Below are 16,056 nucleotides of genomic sequence, written 5' to 3' on the forward strand. Positions count from 1 at the left end.
GTAAATCACATTTAAGCGTTGTCTGGCGTTGTCCGGAGGGGGACTTGTGAACCGACGCCGTTGTGCCGCCGCCGCGATCACGGTCGTCTGCGCCGTGACGCTGCTGGTATCGCCGGGGCAGGCATTTGCGGCGCCCGCGCCGCCCGGCCCCCCGAAGAAGAGCCTCGAAGAGGTGCGCAAGGAGCTCGACGAGCTCTATCACAAGGCTTCTTCCGCCACCGACGCGTACAACCTCGCCGAGGAGCAGGCGAAGCAGCAGTCGGACCAGATCGTGCAGCTGGCCAAGGAGATAGTGAAGGGCCAGGCGCGGATCGACGACCTCAAGGACCGCGCGGGCGCCACCGCCCGCGCCCAGTACCGGGGCGGCGGCCTGCCGCCCGAGGCACAGTTCGCGCTCACCGACGACCCCCAGCTCTTCCTCGACGCCGTCGGCCGCATCAATTCGGGCGGCAAGGCGACGAAGGACCTTCTCGGTGAAATGAACCGCACCCAGGCCGACTTGGCGGCGTACAGCCGGGAGGCCAGCACCCAGTGGGCCCGGCTGGAGGCCAACCGGGTCAAGCAGGAGAAGGCCAAGAAGGAGATCAACAAGCAGATCGCCGCGGCGAAGAGCATAGAGAAGCAGCTGCAGAAGGAAGAGCTGGCGCGGCTGCTGAAGCTGGAGCAGGACGCCGCGTACCGCGCCCAGACCGCCTGGCTCGGCTCCGGTGTCCTCAAGGAGATCAACGGCCGCGCGACCGAGCAGGGCAAGGCGGCGGTCGCGTTCGCGACGAAGCAGATCGGCAAGCCGTATGTATGGGGCGCGGAGGGACCGGGGTCGTACGACTGCTCCGGCCTGACCTCGCAGGCTTGGGCGGCGGCGGGGCGCGGCATCCCGCGTACCTCGCAGGAGCAGTGGCGACAGCTGCCGCGCATCGACATCAAGGACATGCGCCCCGGTGATCTGATCATCTACCACGCGGACGCGAGCCATGTGGGGATGTACGTCGGGGACGGCGCCATCGTGCACGCACCGCGCCCGGGGCGGAACGTGACACTGGCGGGTGCGGGATCGATGGCGATTCTCGGGGTCGTACGCCCGGACAAGCAGATGGCCGCAGACCCGGACAATTAGACGGTCGTTCACCCGGCACGTAGGCGGCCGTACACCCGGACAGGTGGGCGGCCGGCGAACGGGCAAGGGACGGCCAGCCAACCGGACAAGTGAGCGGAACCACACCAAACCGGGCGGAGTGAGCCGGGTCACGCGGGAGTTGCGTGACCCGGCTCACCTGCTGCGCGTGACGTTCGTCATCACCCGGACGGCAACTACCTCCCGATGCGCGGCATATGCCATCGACTCTTCCCGGAACGCCATTCCCCCGCACCCCCGGCTACCGCTATGGTCCCGGTCTGGCGGGACGTCGATCGTCGTCCCACCGCGCCCTCGGGGGGAGGGAAGGAAAACACACCGATGCCCGTACCCGTTCCGCGCCAGCGGACCGGCTCACCAGTCGCCGTAGGCACCACCGCAGCAGGACCCACCTCAGGACCCACAGCCGCAGGACCCCTCGCCGCCGGCTCCGTCACGGAGGCCGCCGGCGGTGGCGACCTGACCCTGCTCGTCATCGAGGACGACCCGGCGGGCACCTTCACCGTCCCCGAGCTGCTGGGCGACGCCGGTACGCGCGTCCGCATCCGCACGGCCCGCAACCTCACCGAGGCCGAGCGGCTCCTCACCGACGACGTCCACTGCATCCTCGTCGACCTCGCGCTGCCCGGATCCTCCCGTGACCGCGCGGACGGCGACGAGCTCGCCGTACTGCGCCACGTGCTCCGCATCGCGCCGCGCCACGCCGTGCTCGCGCTGACCGCGGACGCGGACGCCGACCGCGCGGCCGAGGCCGTACGGGTCGGCGCACAGGACTTCCTGCACCGCGACGAGCTGGACGGGCGGCTGCTGAGCCGCGCCATCCGGTACGCCGTCGAGCGCAAGCGCGCCGACAGCACCCAGGTGAAGCTCGCCGAGTCCCGGCTGCGGGCGCAGGAGAACGCCCGGCTGGAGCGCGGCCTGCTGCCCACACCGCTGCTCCAGGGCTCCGACCTGCGGTTCGCGGCCCGCTACCGCCCGGGGCGCTCGCGCGCGCTGCTCGGCGGCGACTTCTACGACACGGTCCGCACGCCGGACGGCACCGTCCACGCGATGATCGGCGACGTCTGCGGCCACGGGCCCGACGAGGCGGCGCTCGGCGTGGAGCTGCGGATCGCGTGGCGGGCGCTGACCTTCGCGGGCCTGTGCGGCGACGAGCTGCTCTCCACGCTTCAGCAGGTGCTGGAGCACGAACGGGAGAGCGAGGAGATCTTCGCGACCCTCTGCACGGTCGACATCGCACCCGACGGCCGGCGCGCGGGCCTGTGCCTGGCCGGGCACCCCTCGCCGCTGATCGCCCGCAAGGGCCGGCCGGCGCAGCTGCTCCCGTACGAGAACGGCGGCCCGGCGCTGGGCCTGCTGCCGCGCGCCCGCTGGCCGCGCCGGCAGGTGGAGCTGGGCCCCGCGTGGAGCCTGATGATGTACACGGACGGCCTCATCGAGGGCCGGACCTCGACCGACGGGGAGCGTCTGGGTCAGGACGGCATGGTCGACATGATCAACCGCCAGCTGACGGCGGGACTGCGCGGCGAGGCGCTGCTGGAGGCCGCCGTGGCGGAGGTGCGCGAGCTGAACGGCGGCGATCTGACGGACGACGTGGCCGTGCTGCTTCTGGACCGGGACCGGGACCGGGCACGCGACTGAGGCCCGGCGAGACGCTGCGGGGCCGGAGCGACTCTGAGGGGTGCTTGCGGGGGGGCCGGTCGGGCGGGTGCTTGCAGGGGTGCCGGTCAGGCGCCTGAGCAAGCTGAGCCGGTTATCGTCCTGGCGCCTGCCGGTTATCGCCCTTTCCTGCTCCTGCCGGTTATCGTCCGCCGTTGTAGGGCCCGTACGGCCCGTCGCTGCTGGAACCGCCCTGTCGGCCGCCGCCGGAGACCTGCCGGAGCGCGGGCCGGACGTCGACCATGAAGACGATCGTGGCGATCAGTCCGGCGATCTGCAGGAAGAGCATCGGTACGAGCAGATTCACGGCGACCGTGATGCCGAGCAGGATCAGCCAGAACATCTTCGTCTGCTTGTCGGCCGCGCGGTACGCGTCCTCACGGGCGAATACGGCGATACCCAGCGCGACCACGGCGAGAATGAGCATCGCCAGGTTGAGCAGCCAGAGAATCGTGCCGAATCCTGCGAGCAACATGCTGAGCACCGCCTAGTGAGTTGAAGCGCGTCACGACCACGCTACGGCCAGGACATGGCCAACGTACCCGGACAACGGGCCGGGAACCCTGAAGGTGCCCGGCCCGTGGGGTGTGAAGGTCCTACTTCGGGGCCTGCGGGGAGGTGGTCTTCTTCGCCGCGGGCTTACGGCCGGCGGGCTTGCGCGCGGCCGGCGGAGCGGGCTTCTTGTCCTCGGCCTTCGCCTCGGTCTTCGCCTCCGCCTTCGGGGCGTCCTGGCCCTTCGGCTCGTCGGCGTTGGGCTCGACGGCGACCGCGATCTCCGCGATCTCCTCGGCGGCCTCGCCGCGCCACGCCTTGACCGTCTGCTCGCCGTGCTCGGCGACCTTCTCGTACGTCTCGCGGGCCCGGACCGCGTACTCGGCGGCGACACCGACGCTCCGCAGCGCCAGGTCCTGCGCGCTCTCGCCGAGCTTCTTCAGGTCGGTGTCCAGGTTCCCGAGCACCTCGGTGACCTTGGCCTGCACGGTGGCCTGGGCCTCCTTGGCCTGAGCGGTCACCTTCGCCTGCACGGCCTTCGGGTCGGTCTCGCGCACGGCATCGATCCGCGCGGGCGCCTCGGCACGCAGCTGCTCGATCAGCGCGGGCACCTTCCGGGCCTGCTGCACGGCGAGGTCGGCCGTACCGGCCGCGAAGTAGAGGGGGGTCGGGTCGGTGAGGGTCTTACGCAGGTCATCAGTGATGGCCATGACTGTGGTCCTCCCGGATCGCAGATTCGTCGGTTCGGTCGTTCAGACTTCGGGTGATGAGGGTTGGTCGGCACCACTTGCTGCGGCCGTGCGGGGGCCGTCCTCGGCGGTGTCCTTATCCGTATCGGCGTCGAAGCCGTTCTCCTTGCGGAAAGACTCGTAGATCTGCAGCAGCACCTGCTTCTGCCGCTCGTTGATCGAGGGATCGGCCAGGATGACGGCCCGCGTCTCCAGCTCGTCCCGCTCCCGCTCGTCCAGAATCCCGGCCCGCACGTAAAGCGTCTCCGCGGAGATCCGCAGCGCCTTGGCGACCTGCTGCAACACCTCCGCGCTCGGCTTGCGCAGCCCGCGCTCGATCTGGCTCAGATACGGATTGGACACCCCGGCGGCATCGGCGAGCTGCCGCAGCGAGAGCTGCGCGCTGCGCCGCTGCTCGCGGAGGTAGTCACCGAGATTGCCGACGTTGAGTGATGCCATGCCACTGATGGTGCAACATCCGCGCTAACTATTGCAAGCAGCTGCTTGCAATAGTGTGCTCCATCACCCGGACGGTCCCTGTGACGGAGCACCGTAGGTATCAGTTGACCAGGACAACCGTCACCGCTCGGCTTGGCGGACTCCCGTGCAGGCAAGGACTGCTGTCCCGGCGCAGCGTAGGTGGCGGATTCTCAGGGCTTCGGAGTTCGACCTCGTGGATTCTCACCCGTTACCGAGGGCGACCAGACGGCAAGGTCCCGCCGGGCAGCGAGACGAAGCGCCATCCTCGCGGTCCTGTGATCTGCCAAGCTTCGAACGACGTGTCGGCCGAACACGTCACATGCGTGCCGCTGTCGAACACCATCCGCAGGACGCCGGACTTGAACGCCACCGCGGACAGGACTTTCGCCCCGAACAGTGGAAGAGCCGCAGCCACGTCCTGGCACCCCGGCGTCAGAGGCAGGCCAGGACTGGTGTGGAGTGACCCTGCCGAGAGCCGAGCCGGCGCTTCCAGCACGACTTCCCACCCTGCGTCGAGGGCGAGCGTCAGCCGAAAGTCGATGCAGACCCTGGCGACACTCAAGCCTCGGAGGTTCAGGACCCAGCGGTCCTCATGCTCGAACGGCTCCACTTCGGTGCTCATCACCGCGCCATGGTCCACTCCATCGCAGGCGCCAAGGGATTTTGCTCCTCCTCGGCGTCACCGAGAACCCGCCCGCGCGCGCCTGTGAGTACTCGGTCCGCTGCCCCGCTCGGCCACAGGGGACTCGCGCCCGTCCCGCCCGCCTCGCTCAACCTGAGCAGGCGTTTCTCACTGCCTGTCGTGGTCCTCGCCGGCTGCCGGTGCGGCGTACGCGAAGTCGTACACGGCGACGTCGGTGACCCGGACGTACCCGATGCGCTGGTAGAGGGCGTTGCTGGTGGGGTTGGCCGCGTTCGTGTACAGCACGACCTCCTTGGCGCCTGCGGCCAGCGCGGCCCGGGTCACCTCGACCGTCACGGCGCCCGCGTAGCCGCGACCACGCAGGTGGGCCGGCGTGTAGACGGGGTCCACCCGGACCTGGCCGCCGACCATCGGGTTCACGCCCGCCATGGAGACGGGCGTGCCGTCCGGGGTCTCCCAGAACGTATAGCGCTTCTCGGCGAAGCGTGTGCCGGACCAGGAAGCGGCGTCGATGGAGACGTCCTCGCCAACGTCCGCGGCGAACTCGCGGCACCAGCGCATGAGGTGCTCATGGTCCTGCTCGCCCAGGAGTCGGCCCCCGCCCGCCGGAACCGGCTCCGGCGGGGTGAGCGTGCCGAGACGGTACAGGTGGAGCCGAACACGAAGCGTCGGCGAAGCACCTGTGTGCCGCTGCCAGGCCTCGGCGAAAGCAGTGGCGGTGCTCTCTTCCGCGGTGACGTAGGGAACGGTGTGCCCGAGGGCGACCAGGTGGGCGGCGAGCACATCGGCCTGCTCGGGAGTGAGAGACGTGACGCTCAGGCCGCGGGCCGGGAAGCGGAGGAAGGTGGCGTGGACCTCGCCCGCTCGCTCCAGTCTGCCGAAGACGGGGGTTCCGGCACCGTGTGCGGCCACCCCCAGTGTGCGTAGCTTCTCGGTCAGTGTCAGCCACGTGGTGTGCAGAACGGGGCGCGAGCGCAGGAACTCCCCTGCTCGGGCGAGGAAGTCGTCGACGTTTTCGGTGAGGTGCCAGTCATCCGGGCGCATGCGTCATGATCTCCGATGCGCTCGCTGCGGGGAATACGAGAGCACGAACACTCGGCGTCCCACTCCATCCGAGGCACCCCGGGTCAGACCTGCGCCCTGCCTCAGCATCAGCGAGACGGGCAGACTGGCCCCATGACCGCATCGGATGCCAAGGCCGACCTTCACTTCTACCTGCAGTCCGCCCGTGACGCCCTGCTGTGGAAGCTCGAAGGGCTCTCGGAGTACGACAGCCGCCGCCCGCTGACGCCGACCGGGACGAACCTCCTGGGGCTGGTGAAGCACGCGGCCAGTGTGGAACTGGGCTACCTCGGCGACACCTTCGGACGGCTGACCGGCGAGCCGACGCCCTGGGTCGAGGACGGCGCGGAGTCCAACGCGGACATGTGGGCCACCGCGGACGAGTCCCGCGAGCAGATCGTGGAGCTCTACCGTCGGGCGTGGGCGCACGCGGACGCGACGATCGACGCGCTCGCGCTGGACACGATCGGCAGGGTGCCGTGGTGGCCCAGCGGCACGGACGAGGTGACGTTGCACCATGCAGTGGTGCGCGTGATCGCTGATACGCACCGCCATGCCGGGCATGCCGACATCCTCCGGGAACTCATGGACGGCGCCGTGGGGATGAGCAAGGGCAACACGAGCATGGTGACGGGCGACGCCGCGTGGTGGGAGGAGTACCGCAGCCGACTGGAACGTGCGGCTCAGGAAGCCGACCGCAACGCGTGACGTCGGTCAGCCCCAGCCGAAGGCCACCTGCGCGCCGCCCGAGCGGCTAAGGCGCCCGCAGCCACTCCGCCAGTGCCGCGAAGTCCACATCCGTGAGGCCGTGGCAGGGATCGACACGATGGAGCAGCGCCCGTCCTCGGTGGTGTGTGGCGACCCAGGCCCGGTCGGTATCCGTGACCTCGTCGTCCACCCACAGGAAGGAACGGCCTGCTGCCCAGTCGACGAGAGGCCGGGTCTTCCAATGGAGTCCGCTCCGTTCTTCCTCATCGGACTCCTCCGGCCAGAGCACCACGGGCAGATCCGGCAGACCGAGCCACGGCGCAACGCACTCGTTCGCATCGTCCATCCACGTGGTCGCCCACACCAGCTCGCATGCCAGCGTCGCCAGTCGCGGTCCGTGCGCCGGATCGATCCTCGCCAGCAGCGGGTTCGCGGCGGCAGCCCGCGGCCCGGAGCCCGAGTGATACGTCGGGTATCCATCGGGATACTGCTGCGGCGTCGCCCCGAACGGAATCAGAGGGCCGTCGACATCGAGAAAGAGAAGCGGCCGCTGCCTTCCGGGACCAGTCACCACTGCACGATAGCCCTGCCTTGCCGACGCGGCAGCCGCCGCATTCCCCCGCGGCCAGCCGGCCCCGGATCAGGTGCGGTCAGCCGGCGCCGGAGCGGGAGGACTCGGGGTTACGGCGCCCGCCGGATCGCTTCTCGCCGTCACTGGAAGGCGCCCTCGCGGAGATTGCGGAAGAACGTCCTTACGTCGCCGACCAGCGATTCCGGCTGCTCCATCGCCGCGAAGTGGCCGCCCCGGTCGTATGTCGTCCACTGCACGATGTTGTTGGTCCGGTCCGCGATGTGCCGCAGGGGGATGAAGTTCTCCTGCGGGAAGTCGGCCACGGCAGTCGGTGTCGTCGACGGCTCGGGCGGGGTGCCCCAGTAGCCGGCGTGCGCCCGCTCGTAGTAGATGCGGGCGGAGGAGCCGGCCGTGCCCGTCAGCCAGTACAGCATCACGTTCGTGAGCATCTGGTCACGGTCGACGGCGTCCTCCGGGCGGTCCGAGGAGTCGGTCCACACCTTGAACTTCTCCACGATCCAGGCAAGTTGACCCACCGGCGAGTCGGTCAGGCCGTACGCCAGGGTCTGCGGGCAGGTGGACTGGATGTCGGCGTAACCCTGGCGGTCGCGGCTCCAGGTGCAGATGCGTTCCCAGGAGGCCAGCATGCGCTCGCGCTCCTCCACGCTCAGTGCTTCCAGCTCCTCCGCACCGGGCTCCTCCGTCGGTGCCGAGTTCGGGAGCAGGTTCAGGTGTACGCCGATGACCTTGTCCGGCCGGATACGGCCCAGCTCGCGGGAGATGGCCGCTCCCCAGTCGCCGCCCTGGACCCCGTACCGCTCGTAGCCGAGTCGCTCCATCAGCCCGGCGAACGCGGCGGCCACGCGCCGGAACTCCCAGCCCGTCTCCGCGGTCGGGCCGGACAGACCGAAGCCGGGGATGCTCGGCAGCACCACGTGGAAGGCGTCGGCAGGGTCGCCTCCATGCGTTCGCGGGTCGGTGAGCGGGCCGACGACGTCGGCGAATTCGACGATCGAGCCCGGCCAGCCGTGGGTCATGAGCAGCGGCGTCGCATCCGGTTCGGGTGAGTGGATGTGGGCGAAGTGGATGTTCGCCCCGTCGATCGTGGTGCTGAACTGCGGCCACTCGTTCAATCCGGCTTCCGCCGCCCGCCAGTCGTACTCGTGCCGCCAGTAGTGCACGAGCTCCTTGAGGTAGTCGCGCGGGACGCCGTACGCCCACCCCACACCGGGCAGCTCGTCGGGCCAGCGGGTGCGGTCGAGGCGCTCGTGGAGATCATCCAGATCGTCCTGGCGGATGTCGATACGGAAGGGGCGGATGCTCTCGTGGCCCAACGTCGTCATACCTGCGGATGCTACGAGGTGTGATCCACAGGCTCACCATTCCGCCGGCGATGCTTGATCCGATCGAGGGGCCGGCCACCTCGCCCGGCTCGTGCCTGCGAACGCAGGGCGTCACACGGCCGCGCGCCCGCAACCGGCGGGCGCCTGTGGGTGACCGCACTGCGGGGGCTACAGTCCTCGGCCGTGACCGGATCGACGGATCGACGGATCGACCCTGATCGGCGAGGCCGGGCCGGTCCTGGAGGCTCAGCACCAGCACCAGCACAGGCATCAGGTCACGTCACGTCACGTCACGTCACGTCACGTCAGGTCGGGTCGGGTCGGGACAAGACAGGAGCAGGAAGCAGAGGAATGACGCAGGTCATCGCTGTCGCCGTCATCACCGTTCTCGCCGTCATCAGCCCCGGCGCGGACTTCGCCATGACCGTACGCAACAGCTACTTGTACGGGAGAACCGCCGGGCTGCTGGCCGCGGTCGGAATATCCCTCGGCGTCCTCGTGCACGTCGCCTACACCATGCTCGGTGTGGGGCTGCTCGTCACGCGGAGCCCGGCCCTCTTCACGGCCATGAAACTGGTCGGGGCGATGTATCTGGTCTACGTCGGCATCAGGACGTTCACCGCGCGCACCCGCCTGGACATCGACCTGTCCGACCGTACCGGGCTCTCCCCGTGGCAGTCGCTCCGTACCGGCTTCCTGACCAATGCGCTCAACCCCAAGACCATGCTCTTCGTGGTCAGCACCTACGCCCAGGTCGTGACCGCCGGCACGCCGGTCGCCCGCCAGATCGGCTACGGGCTGTTCATGTCGGTGGCGCACCTGGCCTGGTTCAGCCTGGCCGCGCTGTTCTTCTCCAACGAGACCCTGCGGGCCAGGATGTTGCGCCGGCAGGCGGTGCTGAACAGGGTGATCGGTTCGGTGCTGGTCGGCCTCGGGGTGGCTCTCGCGCTCACCCCGTCCGCGTGAGGAGGCGCATCTCGTCCTCCGAGAGCCGCAGCGCCCCGGCCGCGACGTTCTCGACGAGGTGGTCGGGATTGCCGGTGCCGGGGATGGCCAGCACGTGCGGGCCGCGCTGGAGGGTCCAGGCCAGGCGGATCTGCGCGGGGGTGGCGCCGTGCGCGCGGGCGACGGAGAGGATCTCCTCGGGCTGCGTGCCGGTGGCGCCGGACTCGCGGCCCGGGCCGGCGACGGCGAAGAACGGGACGAACGCGATGCCCTGTTCACCGCAGGCCCGTACGAACTCGTGGTCCTCGGGCGGCGCTCCGACGGCGTAGGCGTTCTGTACGCACACGACCGGTGCGATGGTCCGGGCCTCGGCGAGCTGGTCGGGGGATACGTTGGAGACGCCGAGGTGGCGTACGAGCCCGGCCTCGCGAAGCTCCGCGAGCGCGCCGAAGTGCTCGGCGATCGAACCGGTCGCCCGGCCCCTCGGGACACGCAGGTTGACGACGTCGAGGTGGTCGCGGCCGAGCTGGCGGAGGTTCTCCTCGACCTGGCCGCGCAGTTGCTCCGGCGAGGCCCACACCCAGTTGCCGGACGGGTCGCGGCCCGGCCAGACCTTGGTGGTGATGACCAGGTCCTCCGCGTACGGGGCCAGGGCGCGGTTGATCAGCTCGTTCGCGGAACGCAGCGGCGAGAAGTAGAACGCGGCGGTGTCGATGTGGTTCACCCCGAGCTCGACCGCGCGGCGCAGGACGCGGACAGCCCGGTCGCGGTCGCTCGGTATGGCGTCGGCGCCGAACGCCTCGCCGCTCTGCGCCAGGCGCATCGCCCCGAATCCAAGGCGGTTGACGGTGAGGTCGCCGAGTTTCCAGGTGCCGGCGGACGCTGCGTCGCCATCGTTGATCGTCCCTGAGGTCATGCCCGGAGTCTGACACGCGGGGCCTGGAGTCCAGAGCCTGACGTCTGGCGTCACTGGCTATCTGGCCTCACTGGCTATCTGGCCGTCACTGGCGGTATGGCCGTGTGGCACCTCGCCGGTCACGCGCCATCGCCACTCCCCTGCTGCCGACCCGCACTTGTCTCACGGTCGGCGGTCAGTTGGTGCCAGTGATGGCCACAACCGTCGGCACGACAGCGCTCCCGGCGGCGCCCGTCCGCGACGGCGAGGAGCGCGATCAGCAGCCGGAAAGCCTTCCTCCGCTCATGCTGCGGGGCGAGAAGGGCGATCTTCCCCACCTGATCCTCGATCCGCCCCCGCACGAGCAGGACCGCGGGCGTATGGGTCGGCCGCAGCCCTGAACGGCGAATGCTTTCCAGGGCTTCCTCGTCCGTGGGGTGAGCCTGGAAGCAGAACTGGGCGAGCAGGTGCAGCGTCGTCGACTGCTCGTCGTCGGGGAGCGACTCGAACCAGGCGACCCCCTGCTCCGTGGGGAGAAGGCCCTGGGCGAGTTCGTTGAGGAACACCTCGGTCTGCGGCCTGTTCATGGACCGGTCTCCTTCCCGCACACGCCCACGCATTGTCCGCCGCGCGCGACTTCCGGCGCATTCGATTTCCGCGACCGGAAATCGGCGTTGCCCGCGGCCTCACGGTCGGGTTAGGTTGAGTACGTGACTGCCGGGTCGGCCATGGGCCACGAACGAGTAGGGCACCCGGCCTCGGAGTGAGTCCGGGGCGGGCGAGAGGCCCGCCTTTTCTGCTTTCGGTGCGTGATGTGATGCCGCACCGCTCTCTGTCTGTTTGTTTCCTTCCCCAACCCGCCTCGTACGGCGGAAATTCGTCATGCCCGAAAACAGAGAAGAAAGCAGAGAATGCCGAACGATTTCAATCAGCAGGTCATCGAGGAGTTCCGTGCCAACCGCGGACGTGTCGGCGGATACTTCGAAGGAGCCCGGCTGCTCCTGCTGACCACCACGGGAGCACGAACCGGCGCTCCGCACACCACCCCTGTCGGCTACCTCCACGACGGTGGTGAGCGGGTGCTCGTCATCGCCTCCGCCGGTGGCTCACCGAAGCATCCGGACTGGTTCCGCAACCTCCTCGCCGACCCCCGCCTCACCGTCGAGGACGGTGTCTTCACGTACGACGCACGGGCCGTCGTCCTCGAGGGAGAGGAGCGCGACCGTGCCTTCGCGCGAGCCGTCGAGGCGGACCCTGGCTGGGGCGAGTACCAGGCTCGTACGGAGCGAGTGATCCCGGTGGTCGCGCTGGAGGCGGTGGAGAGCGGGCCGCCGAACACGAACACGACCTCGATGGGTGAGGCCATCAAGGTGATCCACGACGGCTTCCGACGCGAACTCGCCTTGATCCGCCAGGAGATCATGGACTCCGGGCCCGGGCTCGGCGCCCAGCTCCGGATCAACTGCCTGACCCTTTGCCAGGGGCTGCACAACCACCACACGGGAGAGGACACCGCGCTCTTCCCGTATCTCGCCGCACAGGACGACGAACTCGCCCCGGTACTGGACCGATTGCGCCAGGAGCACGAGAAGATCGCCGCGCTCCTCTCCGATCTCCGTGAGGTCGTCGCGCCGGACGGCACGGCGTACGCAGCGGCGGATGCGTCGGCGCATCAGGCGGGAGACGGCTCGGCGGGCGGCGACGCGGACCCCACGTTCGTACTCGCCGAGGTGGAGCGGCTCACCGAAGAGCTGGAGGCCCATCTCCGGTACGAGGAGGAGGAGTTGATTCCCGCTCTCGATGCCGCGGCACGGTGAGCCCCCGCAAGGTGAGCCCGGCACGGTGAGCCCCGCACGGTGAGCCCGGCGCAAACATGACCCCCGGGTGCGGCGAGCCTGCTATCCACGGGGGATGTCCCGCAGCGAATCCCCGGCTTCACCCTCATGGCGCGCGCCCTTCGCCCGCTACGTCATCGGTCGCGGCGTGTCCACCGCCGGCACCGGTCTCGTGAATGTCGTGCTCGCCTTCGCAGTGCTCCGAACCGGCGGGGACGGGTTCTCCGTCGGACTCGTCCTCGCCTGCTCGGTGCTCACGCAGACACTGCTGATTCCGGTGGGCGGCGTGATCGCGGACCGGGTGGACCGCAGAACCGTCGTGGTCCTCGGCAACGCGGTGCTCGCCGCCGCCCACGGCACCATGGGGCTGCTGCTGCTCCTCGCTCCCGACCGGGTCACGGTGTGGACGTTCGTGGCCGCGGCGGCGACGACGGGCGCAGCGGCCGCTGCCGTCCAGCCCGCCTTCCAGGGACTCATCGTCCAGTTGGTGCCGCCGACGGCGCTCCAGCGGGCCAACGCGGCCCTGCGGCTGGTCCTCAACGTGGCGCGTATCGCCGTACCCGGCCTGGGGGCGATGCTCGGCGCGGTCTTCGGGTACGGGCAGGTGCTGCTCGCCGCGGCGCTGGCGTTCGGCTCGTGCTGCGCCGTCCTCGCCGGGCTGCGGATCAGCACGCCGCCGCGCGCCACGAAGGCCGTACTGGCGGGCGCGCGCGAGGGCTGGGCCGCGTTCCGCAGCCGCCCGTGGATGTGGGGGTACGCACTCTCGGGGGCCGTCGCCGTGCCGCTGTGGCTGGCCGGGTACCAGCTGCTCGGCCCGCTGATCCTGTCCGGCCGGGACGACGGCCAGGGCCACTGGGGCTGGGCGGTCTCGGCGTTCTCCGCCGGCATGGTGCTCGGCTCGCTGATCGCGCTGCGCTGGCGGCCCCACCGGGTGATGCTCGCCTGCGTCCTCGTCCAGTTGCTGTGGCCGCTACCCCTCGCCGTCCTCGCAACGCACCCCGAGCTTCCATGGCTGCTCGTGTCGATGCTGGTCAGCGGCGCGAGCCTGGAACTGGCCGTGGTCTTCTACGAGACGGCCAAGCAGCAGCAGGTCCCGGAGGAGCTGATCGGCCGGATCACCTCCCTGACGATGTTCGGCGAGACCGCGCTCGTACCGCTCGCGTACGTCCTGGCCGGTACCGTCGCCGACCGCATCGGCTCGGGACCCGTCATGTGGATCTGCTGCCTCGGCATTCTCGCCGTCACGGTGGCGCTGCTGCCCGTCCCCGGCATCCGTCGTCTCGGCCGACCGACGGAGTCCAAGGGCGCCACCCACCTCAAGCAACGCGTCACCCGGGCATGACGTAGCGCTGCCGCGGACCGTGCGTCAGCTCCGGTGGCAGCGGCCGGTGGTGGAGTACGTCGAGACGGGAGACGGCCCGGGTCAGGGCCACGTACAGGCGGTGCGGTCCGCGCTCCTCCGCGGCGGCGATGGCGGCCGGTTCGGTCACGACGACGTGGTCGTACTCCAGCCCCTTGGCGAGGGACGCGGCAAGGACGGTGAGACGACCGTCGTCTGCGGCTGCCGTCGCCTCGCCGAGGGCATCGCGGAGCGCGGGTACGTCGGCGTCCGCCGCGATCACGCCCACCGAGCCCTCGCGGGTGAGGGCTGCACGTACCGCGTCGACCGTCGCCGCGACCACATCCGTCACCTCCCGGATCGTCAACTCCCCGTCGCGGCGCAGCGAACGGGCGGGCGGTACGTCGACGGACAGCACGCCGAGCAGCCGGTTGGCCAGCTCGACCACGGCCGCCGGGACTCGGAAGCCGGTGGTCAGCGGCACCACTGCGGCTCGGGGTTTGCCGAGGTGGGCGAGGTGTTCCGGCCAGCTGCGGGCGGCCCAGGGGGTGGTGCCCTGCGCCAGGTCACCGAGGACCGTCAGCGAGCCGAAGGCCGCGCGGCGGGCGATGACGCGGCACTGCATCGGTGAGAGGTCCTGGGCCTCGTCGACGACGATGTGGCTGTATCCGGCAGGTCGTTCGATCAGTCCGGCGAGCTCGTCGAGGAGGACGAGATCGGCGGCCGACCACTTCGCCGACTTCCAGGAGCGGGGCGGCCGGTCCCATCGGATCGCCGTCCGCTCGACCTCGGTGAGGAGTTCCTCCCTGGCGGGCAGGACACCGGTCCCATCGGGCAGGGCGCCGGTCCCATCGTGCAGGGCACCTTTGCCGTCGCCGTCGAGCAGGCCGTCCGGGTCTGTGAGCAGCCCCGCCAGCACCTCCTCCGGCCGCGCTTTCGGCCAGACCTCGTCCACGAACGCCGACACGGCCCGCGACCTGCCGATCCGCTGCGTCCAGCTGCCGCTCGTCGGCCCCGAACGGCGCTCCACCCGGAGCTGCACCGCCCGGACGACACGGGTACGGACGCGTTCCCGCCCGACCGCGTACGGCGGCCCCTCCTCCCGTACGTCGGCGACGATCCGCCGCAACTCGCCGAGCGGGACGCGCCAGCGGTACGAGCCGTCGGGTACGGACAGTTCGGCGTCCGGGGTGACGACGCGGGCGTACAGCGCGCGGTGCAGGACGACCGCCATCCGGGCGTCGTGCTTGACGGCGGCCGCGGCGTCGCTGTCCTGCACGCGCACCGGATGGCGGGCGATCTCGTCCTCGACCGTCGACTGACGGACGTCCATCTCGCCGAGCGCGGGCAGCACTTCGGAGATGTAGGAGAGGAACGTGCGGTTCGGGCCGAGGATCAGCAGTCCACCGCGCCGGATGCGCTGGGGATGGGTGTAGAGGAGATACGCGGCGCGGTGCAGGCCGACGGCCGTCTTGCCGGTACCGGGGGCACCCTGGACGCAGACGGATTCGGCGAGGTCGGAGCGTACGAGCGCATCCTGTTCGGGCTGGATGGTCGCGGCGATGTCGCGCATCGGGCCGACGCGCGGACGCTCGATCTCGCCGGCGACGATGCCGCTCGTGGCCGTGCCGGTGCCTGCGGGGTCTGTGGTGCCCGTGGTGCCGTGGGTGCCGGTGATGGCGCCTTCGGCGGTGCTCGCCCCGGGATCGCCGCGCGTCAGGGGCTCGTCCTCCAGTCCGGTCAGATCCGCGGAGTCACCCTTGCTGTGCGGGGCCCAGCCGAAGCGGCGGCGTACGGCGACGCCCTGAGGGTCGTGTGCGCTCGCCTGGTAGAAGGCCCGTGAGACGGGAGCGCGCCAGTCGATGACGAGGGGCGGAGCCGCCGGGTGCTCGCTGATGCGGCGGCGGCCGATGTGATGGATCTGGCCGTCCTCGTGGTCGAGACGGCCGAAAAAGAGCGGGCTGGGCGGGAGTTCGCGCAGTTCTTTGGCATGACTGCGGAGCTCGTAGCCGAGCGCTTCGGCGTCGGCACCCGAGGCGGAGACGTCCTCGCTGGTGACGACACGCGTGGCGGCGCCTTCGGTCATCGCGGTCAGAGCGGCCCTGCAGAGGTCGTGGTAGTCGCGTTCCTGGCTGAGCGCATGCTCGAGTGACGTCATTCCATCGAGAATAACGTAACTGAGTTACATTTTTTACTTGAACTCAGAAGACCGGGAGCCCTTCCT

The 16,056-nt window shown here is 70.1% G+C and carries 16 protein-coding genes; 6 read left to right on the forward strand and 10 right to left on the reverse strand.

Features of this window, described 5'->3' with window-relative positions:
* The first annotated feature begins 46 nt into the window (after positions 1–46).
* A complete protein-coding gene (locus OG766_RS16075) occupies positions 47–1,114 on the forward strand; it encodes a C40 family peptidase (protein WP_328725628.1) in 1,068 nt (355 codons plus the stop codon).
* A gap of 339 nt (positions 1,115–1,453) precedes the next feature.
* Entirely contained in the window at positions 1,454–2,773 is a 1,320-nt protein-coding gene (locus OG766_RS16080) for a PP2C family protein-serine/threonine phosphatase (RefSeq protein ID WP_266379607.1), read from the forward strand.
* A 160-nt stretch (positions 2,774–2,933) separates the two neighbouring features.
* On the opposite strand, the gene OG766_RS16085 is transcribed toward OG766_RS16080, so the two are convergent.
* The 5 genes from OG766_RS16085 to OG766_RS16105 form a co-directional block, all read right to left on the reverse strand.
* Complete coding sequence (locus tag OG766_RS16085) at positions 2,934–3,266, reverse strand: DUF2516 family protein (protein ID WP_266379610.1); 333 nt, start codon at positions 3,264–3,266, stop codon at positions 2,934–2,936.
* A gap of 121 nt (positions 3,267–3,387) precedes the next feature.
* The gene (locus tag OG766_RS16090; protein WP_266379613.1) at positions 3,388–3,993 is read right to left on the reverse strand and encodes a hypothetical protein; all 606 of its coding nucleotides are present in this window, start codon (positions 3,991–3,993) and stop codon (positions 3,388–3,390) included.
* 42 nt (positions 3,994–4,035) lie between these two features.
* Positions 4,036–4,470, reverse strand: a complete 435-nt coding sequence (locus OG766_RS16095) for a helix-turn-helix domain-containing protein (RefSeq protein ID WP_266379616.1) — start codon at positions 4,468–4,470, stop codon at positions 4,036–4,038.
* Between the two features lie 229 nt (positions 4,471–4,699).
* Positions 4,700–5,113, reverse strand: a complete 414-nt coding sequence (locus OG766_RS16100; RefSeq protein ID WP_328725629.1) for a DUF6188 family protein — start codon at positions 5,111–5,113, stop codon at positions 4,700–4,702.
* Between the two features lie 168 nt (positions 5,114–5,281).
* Positions 5,282–6,178, reverse strand: a complete 897-nt coding sequence (locus OG766_RS16105) for a GNAT family N-acetyltransferase (RefSeq protein ID WP_328725630.1) — start codon at positions 6,176–6,178, stop codon at positions 5,282–5,284.
* Between the two features lie 132 nt (positions 6,179–6,310).
* Here OG766_RS16105 and OG766_RS16110 point away from each other — a divergent pair, with 132 nt between their 5' ends.
* On the forward strand, positions 6,311–6,904 hold the full coding sequence (locus tag OG766_RS16110; protein ID WP_328725631.1) for a DinB family protein: 594 nt from the start codon (positions 6,311–6,313) through the stop codon (positions 6,902–6,904).
* A 46-nt stretch (positions 6,905–6,950) separates the two neighbouring features.
* On the opposite strand, the gene OG766_RS16115 is transcribed toward OG766_RS16110, so the two are convergent.
* Complete coding sequence (locus OG766_RS16115) at positions 6,951–7,475, reverse strand: HAD domain-containing protein (protein ID WP_328725632.1); 525 nt, start codon at positions 7,473–7,475, stop codon at positions 6,951–6,953.
* A gap of 140 nt (positions 7,476–7,615) precedes the next feature.
* Positions 7,616–8,818 (reverse strand): epoxide hydrolase family protein, encoded by a 1,203-nt coding sequence (locus tag OG766_RS16120; RefSeq protein WP_266379644.1) that lies wholly within the window; start codon positions 8,816–8,818, stop codon positions 7,616–7,618.
* A gap of 351 nt (positions 8,819–9,169) precedes the next feature.
* Between OG766_RS16120 and OG766_RS16125 the strand changes: the two genes are divergently transcribed.
* Positions 9,170–9,784 carry a LysE family translocator gene (locus tag OG766_RS16125; protein ID WP_328725633.1) on the forward strand — a complete coding sequence of 205 codons (615 nt, stop codon included), beginning with the start codon at positions 9,170–9,172 and terminating at the stop codon, positions 9,782–9,784.
* On the opposite strand, the gene OG766_RS16130 is transcribed toward OG766_RS16125, so the two are convergent.
* Positions 9,768–10,679 (reverse strand): oxidoreductase, encoded by a 912-nt coding sequence (locus tag OG766_RS16130; protein ID WP_328725634.1) that lies wholly within the window; start codon positions 10,677–10,679, stop codon positions 9,768–9,770. The genes OG766_RS16125 and OG766_RS16130 overlap by 17 nt on opposite strands.
* Before the next feature lie 119 nt (positions 10,680–10,798).
* Positions 10,799–11,245 (reverse strand): DUF5958 family protein, encoded by a 447-nt coding sequence (locus OG766_RS16135; RefSeq protein WP_328725635.1) that lies wholly within the window; start codon positions 11,243–11,245, stop codon positions 10,799–10,801.
* Positions 11,246–11,569: 324 nt separating this feature from the next.
* Here OG766_RS16135 and OG766_RS16140 point away from each other — a divergent pair, with 324 nt between their 5' ends.
* The gene (locus tag OG766_RS16140) at positions 11,570–12,475 is read left to right on the forward strand and encodes a nitroreductase/quinone reductase family protein (RefSeq protein WP_328725636.1); all 906 of its coding nucleotides are present in this window, start codon (positions 11,570–11,572) and stop codon (positions 12,473–12,475) included.
* Positions 12,476–12,569: 94 nt separating this feature from the next.
* Entirely contained in the window at positions 12,570–13,835 is a 1,266-nt protein-coding gene (locus tag OG766_RS16145; RefSeq protein WP_328725637.1) for an MFS transporter, read from the forward strand.
* Here the strand turns inward: OG766_RS16145 and OG766_RS16150 are convergent.
* A complete protein-coding gene (locus OG766_RS16150; RefSeq protein WP_328725638.1) occupies positions 13,822–15,990 on the reverse strand; it encodes a HelD family protein in 2,169 nt (722 codons plus the stop codon). The genes OG766_RS16145 and OG766_RS16150 overlap by 14 nt on opposite strands.
* Positions 15,991–16,056: the final 66 nt, after the last annotated feature.

This window comes from Streptomyces sp. NBC_00259, assembly GCF_036181745.1.
In the GTDB taxonomy this organism is placed as follows: domain Bacteria; phylum Actinomycetota; class Actinomycetes; order Streptomycetales; family Streptomycetaceae; genus Streptomyces; species Streptomyces pratisoli.

What these genes read in the sequence shown, in the direction of transcription:
- OG766_RS16080 (WP_266379607.1), top strand. Translation starts at nt 1,454, where the DNA reads ATGCCCGTACCCGTTCCGCGCCAGCGGACCGGCTCACCAGTCGCCGTA.
- OG766_RS16085 (WP_266379610.1), bottom strand. Translation starts at nt 3,266, where the DNA reads ATGTTGCTCGCAGGATTCGGCACGATTCTCTGGCTGCTCAACCTGGCG.
- OG766_RS16090 (WP_266379613.1), bottom strand. Translation starts at nt 3,993, where the DNA reads ATGGCCATCACTGATGACCTGCGTAAGACCCTCACCGACCCGACCCCC.
- OG766_RS16095 (WP_266379616.1), bottom strand. Translation starts at nt 4,470, where the DNA reads ATGGCATCACTCAACGTCGGCAATCTCGGTGACTACCTCCGCGAGCAG.
- OG766_RS16100 (WP_328725629.1), bottom strand. Translation starts at nt 5,113, where the DNA reads ATGAGCACCGAAGTGGAGCCGTTCGAGCATGAGGACCGCTGGGTCCTG.
- OG766_RS16105 (WP_328725630.1), bottom strand. Translation starts at nt 6,178, where the DNA reads ATGCGCCCGGATGACTGGCACCTCACCGAAAACGTCGACGACTTCCTC.
- OG766_RS16110 (WP_328725631.1), top strand. Translation starts at nt 6,311, where the DNA reads ATGACCGCATCGGATGCCAAGGCCGACCTTCACTTCTACCTGCAGTCC.
- OG766_RS16120 (WP_266379644.1), bottom strand. Translation starts at nt 8,818, where the DNA reads ATGACGACGTTGGGCCACGAGAGCATCCGCCCCTTCCGTATCGACATC.
- OG766_RS16125 (WP_328725633.1), top strand. Translation starts at nt 9,170, where the DNA reads ATGACGCAGGTCATCGCTGTCGCCGTCATCACCGTTCTCGCCGTCATC.
- OG766_RS16130 (WP_328725634.1), bottom strand. Translation starts at nt 10,679, where the DNA reads ATGACCTCAGGGACGATCAACGATGGCGACGCAGCGTCCGCCGGCACC.
- OG766_RS16135 (WP_328725635.1), bottom strand. Translation starts at nt 11,245, where the DNA reads ATGAACAGGCCGCAGACCGAGGTGTTCCTCAACGAACTCGCCCAGGGC.
- OG766_RS16140 (WP_328725636.1), top strand. Translation starts at nt 11,570, where the DNA reads ATGCCGAACGATTTCAATCAGCAGGTCATCGAGGAGTTCCGTGCCAAC.
- OG766_RS16145 (WP_328725637.1), top strand. Translation starts at nt 12,570, where the DNA reads ATGTCCCGCAGCGAATCCCCGGCTTCACCCTCATGGCGCGCGCCCTTC.
- OG766_RS16150 (WP_328725638.1), bottom strand. Translation starts at nt 15,990, where the DNA reads ATGACGTCACTCGAGCATGCGCTCAGCCAGGAACGCGACTACCACGAC.